The following is a 13,716-nucleotide window of genomic DNA, read 5'->3' on the forward strand; positions in this document are numbered from 1 at the left end:
TCACCTACCTCACCATTAAAGTAACGTTTCCGGCTGCGATTATGATTGTCATACTTAAAAAGAACATGATTGAAACAATAGCTAAGGCAGCGAATATATACATGATGCTTTTACTGATGACATCGAGGCATTGAATGACGGGACCGCCGCCAAGCGGTTGAAGTATGGCAGCTGCAAATTTGTAAATGAAGGCAATCATTAATATTTTCAGAGCCGGAAAAATCGCAATTAGCAGCAAGATAACGACGCCGGCGACTCCAACTGTATTTTTCAGTAAGACCGAAGCGCTGATTACTGTGTCTGCCGCGTCGGTGAACATTCTCCCAACAACCGGAATAAAATTGCCGGTAATGAATTTTGCCGTTCGGATCGAGACGCCATCTGCCACTGCCGAGGACGCTCCTTGCACAGAAATGACCCCTAAAAAAGCAGTCATGAAAATCCCGAGCAGACCGATGCTCCAATTCCTTAAAAGCGATGCCAGCTGCGATACTTTATAATGCTCGGTCAATGTGCTGACAATGCTTAAAACTGTTGCGATAAATAACAGCGGCAATATGACGCTGCCGATTAATAACCCGCTCGTGTTCATCAAAAACAGTAAAATCGGATGAAAAAAAGCTGCTGATACAATGCCTCCGGAAGCTACAATCAGCGCCAACAGGAGCGGCACTAAAGCTAAAAAGAAAGAAATCATTGTATCGATTGTTTCTTGGGCATAGTTGACCACAACGTAAAAACTATTGAGCGCAATTATGATTAAGACAATGAAAACAATGCTATAAGCAATCTTACTGACCGAGCTGTTCTCAAAAGCATTTTGGAGCGACTGAAGAAACATGCTGAAAATCGTCAGCAAAATTAGCATTCCGAGAAGTTTTCCGTTAGCCAGCAGTTCATGAAAAGCAAACTTCAAGAATCCTGACAGCCAGCCTTTCAGGGAAAAACTTTCATCGCCCTTGATAAAATCAATCAATGAACCCTTTTGTCCTTCAGGCAAAAATCCGCCATACTCGTCCATAATCTGATTCCAAAACTGCTTCATTTCATCCAAATTAATTCGCTCCAAGCTGCTGTCTATTAGTTCATCTGTCGTTTCATTTTCTTCTAAGTTGCTATTTACATTGTTATTCACATCTGGTGAAGCGCGGGCAAAGTCTGGTTGGAGGAATAAAATAATAAACAAAGATGACAGTAAAAGGAGATATTGCTTCATTTCTTCACCTCAATATTCGCAATTCTAGCTTGGTATCAGATTCAATATAGTTTCGATTAAAACTGTCAAAATCGGAATTGCCATTGCCAAAATGATGATCTTCCCCGCCAGCTCTATTTTTGATGCCAATGTTCCTTGTCCGGCATCCTTCGTTATTTGCGACGCAAATTCCGCCAAGTATGCAATTCCGATAATCTTCAAAATCGTCTCGACATACGCTGTATTCACACTGGATTTTTGGGCGATCAGCTGAAGCATAGATATGATGTTATAAATTTGATCAACCAGGAGAAGAAAAATGGTACAACCGACAAATATGACAAGCAAAAACGCAAAATTCGGTTTTTGCTCCTTCAGTATCGTGGCTAGGAAGGTAGCCAATAAAGCGATTCCTATGATTTTCAGAATTTCAATTGTCGTTCCCTCCCCACATTACTGGAACAAAAATACAGACTTTATTTTCGTGAATAATTGATCCAATATTTGAGCAACCATAAATAAAATATAAATAAAGCCGAACAATGTGACCCACTGGGAGTATTCCTTTTTATTAATTTGTTCGAGAAGTGTATTGATGAACGCGATTACAATCCCGACTCCTGCAATTTTAAAAATTAAACCGACTTCTATACCCATATTGGTTTCCCCCTACAGCTGGTTAAACAAGCAAAATAATTAGCAACAGACCGACTAAAACTCCTAAGCTTTTAATCATTTTTTCATACTTGCTTTGCGCGAGCAGTGCTTCATTTTCTTCTCGCTCTAGATGCGTCATCGTTAAAGCGATTTGTTTCTGTTGCTGAAAACGGTCATGCTTGCCGAGCGTTTCTCCAAACTGCTCTAAAATCTCCAAATCCTTCGTCTGTAACGCCAACATTGAACTGATACTCTTTAAACTCTCTGTCCACGCACGCTTTACGGTTGCTCCTTCCGTTTGCAGGTTCGCTGAAAACCTATTAAAGAATAGATTGACCGGTTTTGGCATTTGTTTCGATAAGCGGACCGATGCTTCTTGCAAAGGAATATGACCAAACATGATCTCAGCCTCTAATGCTTGCAGTGCTGTTTTGAAATAGCGCAATTGCTTCGGACGTTCACTTAAATGACGGGAAAATTGAAATCCTAGTATAGTACAGGCCGCAAAAATAAGAGCTGCTCCCACTATTTTGATCATCATTTCACCCCTCGTTCCAGCCGCAATGCATCACCCTTGTTATCAATCACTTTATAATGAAATCCTCTTTTGCTATCCCTGCTGAGCACAACGAAGCGTTCAAATGCCCGGTAATTCATTAGTTTCTGTATACTGGGCCGCTTCATCACATCGTCGAACGAATAGCCGTGTGTTGTAGTCATAAGCTTTATGCCTGCATGTATTGCTTCAATAACTGCCTCCGCATCTTCCATTCTGCCGATTTCATCCGCTACAATAACATCCGGGCTCATCGAACGAATAAGCATCATCATTCCTTCCGCCTTCGGACAAGCGTCCAGCACATCAATGCGGGGGCCGAATTGCAATTGTGGAACACCTTGCACACAACCGGCAATTTCCGAACGTTCATCTACAATACCGACTTTTAATGCACGCTTTATCGGATTTTCACCCCCAATAGAGACGATTCTTGCTAAGTCGCGTAATATCGTTGTTTTTCCGGATTGCGGTGGACCGATAATCATCGTATTTCTCCAATCATCGTCATATAAATATGGAATCAGGCTCTCAGCGCATCCTGTCTTCTCCCTGGCAATTCTTATGTTATATGATGAAATATGAATAATTGCTTTTACATGACCACCGTCCAAAATAACCTTTCCGGCAATCCCTACCCGGTGTCCTCCTTCGATTGTAATGTAGCCCCGTTTCAGCTCCTCCTCCATCGTGTACATTGAAAATTGGGTGATGCGGTTCAACAGTTGAGTTGCCTCTTCTTCCGTTACAATAAAAGGCAAAAATTCATATGAGCCTCCTGCCGATATTTCAATTGGTCTGCCAATTCGTATTCGAATTTCTTCAATTTTGTCTAATACACTTGGAGGCATATGTTGCAGCTGTTCAGCGATTTTTTTCGGCAAAAAAGAAAAGATTGATTGCACGGAAGCCTCCCCTCCTTTAGTGTTGATACTTATTGTCTAACCTTACACCTGCCATGCTTGGTCCTAAGCCATCCACTCTGTGAAACCAAGTGCGGGTTTCACTAAGCGGCTGTCTTAGTCCTCCCGCATGTCTCCTTTTTCATTGAAGCCAATTCAAGTGACAGACTCAAAAATGAAAAAGGACCGGTGACGGTTTTTCTCTACAATGTATGGTTGGCCTGTACACTTTATGACAAATAGTTAAAAATCAAATTTGAATGATTATTCATTCATTTTATGGTAAGATAACGGAAATAGTTGGGGGTGATGTGATTGCTATTGCGAAGATATATTGAAAGCGGAGTAAATGAAGATGTTGCTTTTATTAATGGAATCATTCAATTCCAGGCAATGAAGCTGAATGTTTATAGTTACGTCATTGATGGCATCGCAATTGATGCCGGTTCGTACTCCTTAAGAAAAGCCTTTTCATCCTTTTATGAGCAGCAGCAGATTGAGGCCCTATATTGCACCCATATTCACGAAGATCATACAGGTTGCGCGGATTGGTTTCAGCGCAAAAATATACCGATATTTATACATTCAAGCTCAATTGAAGAAGCAAATAAAGCAGGAAGTTATCCTTTATACAGGCGTCTGTTTTGGGGTAAACGAATGGCCTTTAAAGCGGGAATAGCGCCCGACACTTTCCATTCGCAAAAATATCAATGGATAAGTATTTTCACTCCGGGTCACTCTAAGGATCATTTGAGCTATTTAAATACATCGACAGGACAGTTATTTTCAGGGGATTTGTTTGTTCAAGTTAAGACGAAGGTTATTATGGACAGTGAATCTGTTCCGCAAATTATCGGTTCAATTCAAAAGGTTTTATCATATGATTTTGAAGACATTTATTGCAATCATGCCGGTTTTATTGCAAATGGCAAATTGAAGCTTCAAGAAAAGCTCGACTACTTGCTGCAAATCCAAGGAGAAGTGCAGCTGCTCCATAAAATGGGCTTCACCGTAAAAGAAATCCAGCAGCGCCTGTTTCCGCGTAAATATCCGATTACAATGGCATCCTTCGGGCAATGGGACTCCAAACATATTGTGACCTCGATATTAGCGGAGCAGAACAATAAGCGATCCGCATAAAGTAAGCCGTTGTGAAAACGGGAATGCTAAGGCCCGGTAAACAAAAAAAGCAGAAGGAATATCTTCTGCTTTTTGTAGTGACACCTTGCTCAGCGCTTAGTACAAAAGTGCATCCGCTTTGGACTTAGTATGGTGTCTCACCTTACACCTGCCATGCTCGGTCCTAAGCCACATAGCTCCTTTTTCATTGAAGTGAATACAAGTGGCGGATTCAAAAGTGAAAAAGGACCGTTGACCTTTTTTCTACACTATAGAAAAGTATATAAATTGGCAACGTGGTTGAAGATTCGACGTAGTCACCAATTTTAAGTCTATAGTATAAGTGCAACTAGACCTTTACCTGCGCCTTATCAGGCTTGCTAAAGGCAAGTTTTCTTTATTAACCGCGAGATACGTATGATCCGTCAGTTGTGTTAATTACTAATAGGTCACCTTGGTTTACGAAGAAAGGAACTTGAACAACAAGACCTGTTTCAACAGTTGCAGGTTTAGTTCCGCCTGAAGCCGTATCACCTTTAATACCTGGTTCAGTATCAGTAACTTCTAAAGTAACTGTGTTCGGAAGTTCAACACCGATTGTTTCTGTTTGGTAAGTCATGATGTAAACTTCCATGTTTTCTTTCAAGAATTTAAGCTCACGATCGATTTGAACTGCAGGCAATTCAATTTGATCGTATGTTTCCTGATCCATGAATACATGTTGGTCGCCGTTTGCATATAGATATTGCATTTTGCGGTTTTCAATGTGTGCTTTCGCTACTTTTTCACCGGCACGGAAAGTTTTTTCTTGGATAGCGCCTGTACGAAGGTTACGAAGCTTAGAACGTACGAAAGCAGCTCCTTTACCTGGTTTTACGTGTTGGAAGTCGATTACTTGCCAAATTCCGTTGTCTACTTCAATTGTTAAACCTGTTCTGAAATCATTTACAGAGATCATTTAAGTTCCTCCTAAAAATTACAATATGATGAGTTCTTTCGGTGAATGCGTCAGAGCTTCATTACCGTCATTCGTTATAATTGTATCATCTTCAATACGTACTCCACCAAGACCGGCTACGTATATACCTGGTTCACATGTTACAACCATCCCCGGCTCTAAAATGATATCACTCTTCATGGAAAGCCCTGGACCTTCATGCACTTCAAGCCCGATTCCGTGTCCTGTGGAGTGACCGAAATTAGGTCCATAGCCTTTTTCCGTTATATAATCGCGTGTCAGTGCATCTGCTTCTTTACCTGTCAAGCCCGGCTTAATGCCTGCCATTCCGCGCAGCTGTGCCTCTAATACGATATTATAAATGTTAATCAATTCATCACTTGGTTGGCCGACTGCAACTGTTCTTGTAATATCAGACACATAGCCGTTATAATATGCGCCAAAATCAAGCGTTACAAAATCGCCTGATTCAATGACCTTATCACTGGCAACGCCATGAGGCAATGCTGATCGGTGGCCAGAGGCTACTATTATATCGAAGGAAGAAGAAGTTGCTCCTTGTTTTCTCATAAAGAACTCTAATTCATTGGAAACATCCAATTCAGTTCTACCTGGGCGAATATACCCAAGAATGTGTTCAAATGCCGCGTCAGCTATCTTTGCAGCATCCTTTAATATCTTAATCTCTGAGTTAGTCTTTATCAAGCGTAATTTCTCAATGACGCCAGAAATCGGAACTAATTCTCCGTCAACTGCCTCCTTATATTGTACGTAAGTGGCATATGATAGCGTATCTTGCTCAAAACCAAGCTTAGTGATGCCTAGCTGTTTCGCAGCCGCCGCCACCTCTTCATGGATAGGTCCAGTATGTTTTACGATTTCATAATTTGGACATTGGCTTGTAGCCTGTTCAATGTAGCGGAAATCCGTAATAAATAATGCTTTTGAATTAGAAATAAGCGCTACGCCAGCTGTTCCGGTAAATCCTGTCATATATCTTCTATTAAAAGGATTCGTAATCAGCATTCCATCAATTTGCAGTTGCTCAAATGACTCTCGCAGTTTTTCGATTTTACTCACTCGAATACTCCCCCACTCTTCTTATCATTTGCTGATAGATATGTATTACATCAGTAACATTATTCTAACATACTCAGAGTTCACACATATATAAATGTTTCGCATATTCTATCTTATGACTGCGCTTTTCCCGCTTCTTGCTGTTCAACTTCTCTTTGCCTTTGCCTCTCAATTTCATCAAATGATACGCTGACTCCGACAAATACACCAAATAGAATGTACAAGCATACCGTTGTCACAACCGTATTAAAATCCAAATCCGCAAACTCCGGCATAGCGGGGAAAAACCGAGCAAAACCGAAATGCACAATCGCCCACAATACGACTCCATAAATGATGCTGACCAAAAGGTGATCTTGCTTGCGCAAAAACCAATAATAAAGATATGAAGCCACTATACCAGCAAGACCGCAAACAAAAATCCCTAAAATAATTCCGATAAATCCATCTGACCACGTAGCCCCACTCCAAGCACTGAACACAACGGTCGGCCCGATTTCCGTAAAGTTAAAATAGTGGGATAGTTGACCTAGTGTACTCCAAAACAAACCTCCGATAAAACCGATTAACACTACGTTCTTTGCTTGTGATATAGGTTTCTCTTGTTTTTCTTGTCTATTATTTTGTTGATTTTGACTATTCGCCATTGTTTTTTCACCTCCAATCTAGTATGTCCTTAATTGACAAAAAGCTTTCTTCCCATTGAAAATCCCTCAGCTTTTTTAAAGTTTCCGTACTCCTTCCTCGTTGATATTATTGTGAATAAAGGATATAGTTAACATATAATGTTCACAAAATTTTTTTGAAATTTTCAGCATAGGTTGGTGAAAGAATGTCTCAAGAAAAACCGGTATACGGTGGTCAAGCCGTTGTTGAAGGTGTTATGTTCGGCGGAAAAAAACACACCGTAACCGCAATCAGAAGAAAAGATGGCTCTATTGATTATTATCATGTGCCAAGAAAACCACATCCTCTCTTGACATCCATAAAAAAAATTCCATTTCTTCGCGGAATTGCTGCCATTATAGATGCCAGCGCAAATGGATCAAAACACTTAAACTTCTCTACTGAAAGATACGATCTCGATCCTTCAGATGACGCTCAGCTTGAAGAAGAAAAGCCGACTTCAACTTTTGGTATCGTATTAAGCGTTGCCGCAATCGGTGTACTTTCTTTTCTTTTCAGCAAATTTATCTTTACATTAGTCCCAGTATTTTTGGCTAACTTAACAAAACCTGTCTTCTCATCAGATCTCGGACAAATTTTTATTGAATCCGTATTTAAATTATTGTTGTTGCTTCTATATATTTACTTTGTCTCTATGACGCCGATTATAAAACGGGTTTTCCAATATCACGGCGCAGAGCATAAAGTAATCAACGCCTACGAAAACAATAAAGAACTGACAGTAGAAAATGTACAAGCTCAATCACGCCTCCACTATCGATGCGGAAGCAGCTTTATTCTATTTACAGTCATTGTCGGTTTCTTCGTCTACATGCTTGTACCGACTGATCCGCTATGGGCACGTGTATTAAACAGATTGGCATTGATACCGGTTGTCCTTGGCATTTCATTCGAAGTTCTGCAACTGACGAACAAAGTCCGCAATATACCTGTACTCCGCTTCTTAGGTTATCCAGGTCTTTGGCTGCAGCTGTTAACAACAAAAGAGCCAAAAGATGACCAAGTTGAAGTAGCAATTTTATCATTTAAACGGTTATTGGAATTAGAGAACGGACAAGATCCAAAAAGAAATGAGAAAAGTGGTTTAGAGAAAGAAAGTATAGTGTAAAATATAAATATATGTATATTTTTTAAATATTTGAGCGAAAGTCAATTAACATATCAATTATAGTCTCCCAAGTTATATTAAGAGGAGGTGGCCAAGTTGAATCGTTCCATGTTTATTGTAGCTCTATCTGTCATCGGATTAGCTGTAATCGGTCTTGGAAGCAGGCTTATTACAGATCCATCAGGATTACTGACCAGTATTCTTATTTTTGCGGCAATCGGGGTAGTGATTTGGCTGATTTTCACAAAAGCTTCAGCTCCTTCTAACCAAAGCAAATACAAAAAGGCCGTGAAACAGTCCAAGAAATATCATGAAAGCAAATTCACAAACAAAGCAACAAACAAAGCGAAACCTGCTGCTAGAAGCGGTAGAGTAATGGACTATTCAATCGGCCGTTCACGCACCCAAACTAACAAAACATCAAGCCGACGTAAAAAATCAGATGTACATTTAACGGTAATTGAAGGTAAGAAGGGCAAGAAGAAAAATCAGGCATAATAAGTGCTTGATTTTTTCTTTTTGCCCTTCAATATGTCCACTTTCTTAAAAATTGATTTGCATATTCTTTTCCTAGCGAAATCAGCTCATTTTTTTGTTCTCCGGTAATATCGAATTCTGAGCTTGAGACCCTTGTAATCGGTATAAAAATGATATTCTTTGCATGTTTCCTTGATATATAGCGATTATCATGAGCTTCCTTCATCGTTGAAAACAATGCAGAAAACATCTCCAGCGCGTTTTGTATTCGTTTTGGAGGCTTATGTCCGCTTTCTCCCGTCAAAGTAATGCCGATAACCGGGCGCACCTTTTTAATGTTTTCCCCGTCGAACAGCCATAACGGAAAATTACTTAAAACACCACCGTCCACTATATATGAAGTTTTTTTATTACATCTTAATTTGACCGGTTCAAAGAAGAAAGGAATGCTGCAGCTCATCCTCACCGCTTTCGCTATCGAGAAGGTAGCGATATCACATTGATATTTCGGCAAGTCATCCGGCAACACAACAATTTCCCCATTGCTGATATCCGATACGACTATCCGCAATGAATCTTTCGGTATGTCCGAAAACGTCACAATCCCTTTCGCTGCTAATTTCTCTGCGAGCCATAACTGCAATTGATCTCCTTTATAAAGGCCTAATTTCTTATACAATAACAGCCATTTTACGATAGGGAGATTGGCGCCAAAGCGTTCGTCCATAAATTTCTCAATATCGATGTCCATCAGCAGCTGCTCAATTTCTTTGCTCGTATAGCCGGCTATAAGCAAAGCCGCAATTATCGAACCGGCGCTCGTTCCGGCTAATCGCTTAAACGTATATCCTTTTTCCTCAAGTACTTGACAGGCGCCAATAAGCGAATAGCCTTTTATTCCGCCACCGGAAAAAACCGCATCTATGTTCATCTATACTCACTCCCGCTTACCCATATACTACATGTGTAAGCAGGGAGTTTGGCTATTGTTCTTACATTTTAAAACTTAAGTGAAATATTGGATATTGGCGTGAGGGAAGAATTGATGAATATAGTCAGAAATTGTTTCTTCAAGATCTTTTGCTTCATCCGTCGGGTAAACATATTTTCCTATTCCGTATTTTCCCCATTTGTATTTACGCTTCGTTTCATCCAAATCGAGCTTCGTTTTCGGATAATGCTTCTCAATCATCTTTTTGGCCGGTTTCGTGAATCGATGCTGGATTAATTCAAAGGTCAAGTCAGGGATATAGACATCCTTTAAAGATTGAGCCAGTCTTTCAAATAATTCGAAGTATCCTCCTTGCCAGTCTTCGTGCATATAAATAGGGGCAACGATGAATCCAAGCGGATAACCGGCATTCGCTACCTTTTTCGCTGCTTCAAGCCGTTCATCAAAACTGGATGTGCCGGGCTCAAAGTTCTTTATGACATAGCGGGAATTAATGCTAAAGCGAAACCGGGTTTTCCCATTATGCTTGGCATCTAATAAGTGATCGACATAGTGAAACTTTGTCACGAAACGAAGCCGTCCATATTCGGTCGTACCGATGAATTCAATTGCTTTTTTTAAAGAATGTGTCAAATGGTCAATACCGACAATGTCCGACGTACAAGCTGCTTCAAAACGGGTGATTTCCGGCTTCCTTTCATCGATATATTTTTGCGCTTGTTCAAAAATCTCATCAAGGTTAACATATGTGCGTATATACGGTTTACTGCCGAGTGTAGTCTGCAAATAACAATAGTGGCAATGCCCCATGCAGCCGGTCGCTAACGGAATCGCATATTCCGCTGAGGGCTTCGATGTATCGAACTTCAACGTACGACGGATACCGACAACAAGGGTAGATTTTGCCACGCGATACTTCTGCAATTCTGTATCACCCGGCAAATCGCGAATTTGGTTATGCGAGGTCGTCTCTCTAATCTCGACTCCCATTCTTTCAAATTTCTCTTTCAATTCCTTTCCAAGCGGATATTCCAACGCTTTTGGCTCAATATAAACAAGCTGTGGAACAAACGGTTTCAACATCATCACTCCTATGCGTTCATACGTTGACTTATTGTCTCCGTGCAAATAAGCATAAATGCATGAAACGCCTAGGGAATATGTGGGTTAAAGTAACTCCTCTTTCACACAAAAAAGACCTTTAAAAAACGCCAAATGACGCTTTCCAAAGATCCTTTGCTGCTTTTAAATTATAGTCCGCATTTCAACTGAGCGCCGCAGTTTGTACATGTGTTGCATCCGCCCAATTCCTGCACTTCGCCTTTACGGCATACAGGACAAGTGTTTCCAACTTCTGATCCAATCGTTACTTTCGTCGAACGAAGCTCATTGATTGTATCAACAAGTACTACTTTCTTTTTCTCTTCTTCCTCTAAATGCAGTGATTGCTGCTCAAAGTGATTCTCTTCCGCTTTCAGCGTTAACACTTGCGAGTCGCGGCTACCGTCTACGTATACCGTTCCGCCCTTCGCACCACCTCTGTACAGGCGCTCATATACTTTCTCGACCTGCTCAACCGTGTATCCTCTTGGAGCATTAACTGTCTTGGAAATCGAGCTGTCAATCCATTTTTGTATGATGCATTGCACATCCGCATGTGCTTCAGGGGAAAGTTCCATCGCTGAAACAAACCAGCTCGGAAGCTGCTCAGGATCTGCTTCCGGATGACGATCCAAATACTCCTGCACGATGTCTGCTTTCACTTCTATAAATTTACCAAGACGGCCACTGCGATAGTACGTAAATGAGAAGTATGGCTCAAGTCCTGTAGAGACACCAACCATTGTTCCTGTACTGCCTGTAGGAGCAACAGTCAATAAATGTGAGTTTCGAATACCTGATTCGACAATGCTTTGACGGATATCTTCCGGCATTTTCTTCATAAATCCGGATTGGATAAATTGTTCGCGCAAGTCCTTTGTCTCTTCAAGCGTTTTGCCTTCCAGGAACGGAAAGCTGCCTTTTTCTTTCGCAAGCTCGACTGAAGTCCGGTAGGCTGTCACAGCAATTGTCTCGAATACTTGTTCTACAAGTAGGTTGCCTTCCGGAGAACCGTATTCCGATTCGCAATATATAAGTAGATCATGCAAGCCCATAACTCCAAGACCGACCCGGCGTTCACCAAGCGCCTGCTTTTTATTTTCCTCAAGGAAGTAAGGTGTCGCATCAATTACGTTATCCTGCATTCTGACGCCGACTTCGACTGTTCGTCTTAATTTGTCGAAATCAACTGTCTTTGTTCCCTTATTGGCCATTTCAGCAAGGTTGACCGCTGCTAAGTTACAAACAGAATATGGCGCGAGCGGCTGTTCGCCGCAAGGATTTGTTGCTACAACCTGCTGTCCGTACGCTTTAGCATTTGTCATTTCATTGGCGTTATCAATGAAGAAAATACCCGGCTCTGCAGAATATGTGGCGCAAATGTTGATTAAATTCCAAAGCTCTTTCGCTTTGATTGTACGATAAGTGCGGATTTTATAGCCCATCTTCTCCCATTCACGCACATCTCCAACTTCATGCCACTTCTGATTGTAAGCTTCCATATCTTCAGCGCTGTAGCTCTCAATATCTGGGAATCTAAGCTCATAATCTTCGTCATTCTCAACAGCATCCATAAATTCTTTCGTTAAGCAGACAGAAATGTTTGCTCCAGTCAAAAAGTCGGGATTATGGACACTGTAATTCCCTCCAGCCTGCAGCTTCAATTCTGCTTCTCGCAACACTTTTTCACTGAATCCGCCTGTACCAGGAATCATCTTATAATTTAAGATGCCTTGATACATATCTCTTTCATTCTCAGTAAGCGGTGTGAAATTCAGCTTTTCACTTGCATACTTCTTAATATATTCGTCGCTCGTATTCTCCATTAAATAGCGAAGGATACGCGGGTTTTGCATTTTAGAAATAATGAATTCAACAATGTCAGGATGCCAATCAGCAAGCATGATCATTTGTGCGCCTCTTCGGCTGCCGCCCTGCTCGACTAAGTGCGTCAGCTTCGCAATATCATCCAACCATGATACTGAACCGGATGATTTCCCGTTTACCCCTCTAGCAAGCGTATTGCGGGGGCGTAAAGTTGAACCATTCGTTCCGACACCACCGCCGCGGCTCATAATTTCCATCACTTGTTTACGGTGCTCGGAAATTCCTTCACGTGAATCTTGTACGAACGGCATGACATAACAGTTAAAATATGTGACGTCTGTATTGGAGCCGGCTCCATATAATACCCTTCCTGCCGGAACAAAATTCAAGCTCGCCAATTCATGATAAAACTTCTCAAACCATTCTTGACGTTTTTCTTCTGTTTGCTCAACCGATGCCATCCCTGTGGCATTTCGTTTCGCAATTTGTTCATAAAAGATTTCTAAAGGCTTTTCAATGACATCTAGTGAACGGACTACTAAACCGCTCTCTGTTTCCTCTGGATGATCAAGTGCCGAGCGAAATTCTTCTTCGACAAGCACAGTCGCCTTTTTATTCTCCCAGTCAATTGCTGTAATATATCCTAAGCCGCGAGCCGGGAACTTCGGATCTTCTTTTATTGTTAAAACGACAAAATCTCCCTCTGATAATGTCAGCTTTGCTGTATCTTTAAAAGCATAACGGTCAATCATGACAAGTCGTGAAACTCCCTTATGCGTCAGCTTCATGTCCGGTGTGATCGGATGAACTTGAGGAAAGAGCGCAATGTCTTTATTCAACCTCTCAATCGTATTAGCCATTAATTGTTTTTGTGCAACAGCCATTGCTACATCTCCTTTATTTGTACTCCATGTCGATCATTTATCAAGTAATATTAATTTAACACAGCTATAAATCAAATACAATATATAGTCGGAATCTAAAATGCGAACCACTACATATTGTGTTATTTTTTATATTTATTATTTTTTGTCAAGTACAGGAAAATGCAAGAAATGACGAAAAAACAAGAAAAAGGCGTTTTTATCCGTCATTTC

The 13,716-nt window shown here is 40.9% G+C and carries 14 protein-coding genes; 3 read left to right on the forward strand and 11 right to left on the reverse strand.

What is annotated here, in order from left to right:
* Positions 1 to 4: 4 nt before the first annotated feature.
* The 5 genes from spoIIIAE to spoIIIAA are packed head-to-tail and all read right to left on the reverse strand — an operon-like array spanning position 5 to position 3,313.
* On the reverse strand, positions 5 to 1,216 hold the full coding sequence (spoIIIAE, locus tag IEO70_RS06945; protein WP_190997645.1) for a stage III sporulation protein AE: 1,212 nt from the start codon (positions 1,214 to 1,216) through the stop codon (positions 5 to 7).
* A 24-nt stretch (positions 1,217 to 1,240) separates the two neighbouring features.
* On the reverse strand, positions 1,241 to 1,621 hold the full coding sequence (gene spoIIIAD, locus IEO70_RS06950) for a stage III sporulation protein AD (protein ID WP_190997679.1): 381 nt from the start codon (positions 1,619 to 1,621) through the stop codon (positions 1,241 to 1,243).
* Positions 1,622 to 1,648: 27 nt separating this feature from the next.
* Complete coding sequence (gene spoIIIAC, locus IEO70_RS06955) at positions 1,649 to 1,852, reverse strand: stage III sporulation protein AC (protein WP_190997646.1); 204 nt, start codon at positions 1,850 to 1,852, stop codon at positions 1,649 to 1,651.
* A gap of 22 nt (positions 1,853 to 1,874) precedes the next feature.
* Positions 1,875 to 2,390, reverse strand: a complete 516-nt coding sequence (gene spoIIIAB / locus IEO70_RS06960; RefSeq protein ID WP_190997680.1) for a stage III sporulation protein SpoIIIAB — start codon at positions 2,388 to 2,390, stop codon at positions 1,875 to 1,877.
* Positions 2,390 to 3,313, reverse strand: a complete 924-nt coding sequence (gene spoIIIAA, locus IEO70_RS06965; RefSeq protein ID WP_190997647.1) for a stage III sporulation protein AA — start codon at positions 3,311 to 3,313, stop codon at positions 2,390 to 2,392. The genes spoIIIAB and spoIIIAA overlap by 1 nt, the downstream gene beginning before the upstream one ends.
* Before the next feature lie 312 nt (positions 3,314 to 3,625).
* On the opposite strand from spoIIIAA, the gene IEO70_RS06970 reads away from it, so the two are divergent.
* Positions 3,626 to 4,450 (forward strand): MBL fold metallo-hydrolase, encoded by an 825-nt coding sequence (locus IEO70_RS06970; RefSeq protein ID WP_235973520.1) that lies wholly within the window; start codon positions 3,626 to 3,628, stop codon positions 4,448 to 4,450.
* A 379-nt stretch (positions 4,451 to 4,829) separates the two neighbouring features.
* On the opposite strand, the gene efp is transcribed toward IEO70_RS06970, so the two are convergent.
* From efp to IEO70_RS06985, 3 genes are all read right to left on the reverse strand, one after another.
* Entirely contained in the window at positions 4,830 to 5,387 is a 558-nt protein-coding gene (gene efp / locus IEO70_RS06975) for an elongation factor P (RefSeq protein WP_190997648.1), read from the reverse strand.
* Between the two features lie 18 nt (positions 5,388 to 5,405).
* Positions 5,406 to 6,467 carry a M24 family metallopeptidase gene (locus IEO70_RS06980; protein WP_190997649.1) on the reverse strand — a complete coding sequence of 354 codons (1,062 nt, stop codon included), beginning with the start codon at positions 6,465 to 6,467 and terminating at the stop codon, positions 5,406 to 5,408.
* A 113-nt stretch (positions 6,468 to 6,580) separates the two neighbouring features.
* Entirely contained in the window at positions 6,581 to 7,114 is a 534-nt protein-coding gene (locus IEO70_RS06985; protein WP_190997650.1) for a YqhR family membrane protein, read from the reverse strand.
* A gap of 185 nt (positions 7,115 to 7,299) precedes the next feature.
* On the opposite strand from IEO70_RS06985, the gene IEO70_RS06990 reads away from it, so the two are divergent.
* Complete coding sequence (locus IEO70_RS06990; RefSeq protein ID WP_190997651.1) at positions 7,300 to 8,262, forward strand: DUF1385 domain-containing protein; 963 nt, start codon at positions 7,300 to 7,302, stop codon at positions 8,260 to 8,262.
* A 96-nt stretch (positions 8,263 to 8,358) separates the two neighbouring features.
* Complete coding sequence (locus tag IEO70_RS06995) at positions 8,359 to 8,760, forward strand: SA1362 family protein (RefSeq protein WP_190997652.1); 402 nt, start codon at positions 8,359 to 8,361, stop codon at positions 8,758 to 8,760.
* 28 nt (positions 8,761 to 8,788) lie between these two features.
* On the opposite strand, the gene IEO70_RS07000 is transcribed toward IEO70_RS06995, so the two are convergent.
* From IEO70_RS07000 to IEO70_RS07010, 3 genes are all read right to left on the reverse strand, one after another.
* Entirely contained in the window at positions 8,789 to 9,670 is an 882-nt protein-coding gene (locus IEO70_RS07000) for a patatin-like phospholipase family protein (protein WP_190997653.1), read from the reverse strand.
* Between the two features lie 75 nt (positions 9,671 to 9,745).
* Positions 9,746 to 10,771 carry a spore photoproduct lyase gene (gene splB, locus IEO70_RS07005; protein ID WP_190997682.1) on the reverse strand — a complete coding sequence of 342 codons (1,026 nt, stop codon included), beginning with the start codon at positions 10,769 to 10,771 and terminating at the stop codon, positions 9,746 to 9,748.
* A 170-nt stretch (positions 10,772 to 10,941) separates the two neighbouring features.
* Positions 10,942 to 13,503, reverse strand: a complete 2,562-nt coding sequence (locus tag IEO70_RS07010; protein WP_190997654.1) for a vitamin B12-dependent ribonucleotide reductase — start codon at positions 13,501 to 13,503, stop codon at positions 10,942 to 10,944.
* Positions 13,504 to 13,716 lie beyond the last annotated feature (213 nt).

Source organism: Peribacillus faecalis (assembly GCF_014712675.1).
GTDB lineage: Bacteria > Bacillota > Bacilli > Bacillales > DSM-1321 > Bacillus_AD > Bacillus_AD faecalis.

Coding starts and splice junctions, on each gene's coding strand:
- spoIIIAE (WP_190997645.1), bottom strand. CDS start 1,216: ATGAAGCAATATCTCCTTTTACTGTCATCTTTGTTTATTATTTTATTC.
- IEO70_RS07000 (WP_190997653.1), bottom strand. CDS start 9,670: ATGAACATAGATGCGGTTTTTTCCGGTGGCGGAATAAAAGGCTATTCG.
- IEO70_RS07010 (WP_190997654.1), bottom strand. CDS start 13,503: ATGGCTGTTGCACAAAAACAATTAATGGCTAATACGATTGAGAGGTTG.
- spoIIIAB (WP_190997680.1), bottom strand. CDS start 2,390: ATGATCAAAATAGTGGGAGCAGCTCTTATTTTTGCGGCCTGTACTATA.
- spoIIIAC (WP_190997646.1), bottom strand. CDS start 1,852: ATGGGTATAGAAGTCGGTTTAATTTTTAAAATTGCAGGAGTCGGGATT.
- IEO70_RS06985 (WP_190997650.1), bottom strand. CDS start 7,114: ATGGCGAATAGTCAAAATCAACAAAATAATAGACAAGAAAAACAAGAG.
- IEO70_RS06990 (WP_190997651.1), top strand. CDS start 7,300: ATGTCTCAAGAAAAACCGGTATACGGTGGTCAAGCCGTTGTTGAAGGT.
- efp (WP_190997648.1), bottom strand. CDS start 5,387: ATGATCTCTGTAAATGATTTCAGAACAGGTTTAACAATTGAAGTAGAC.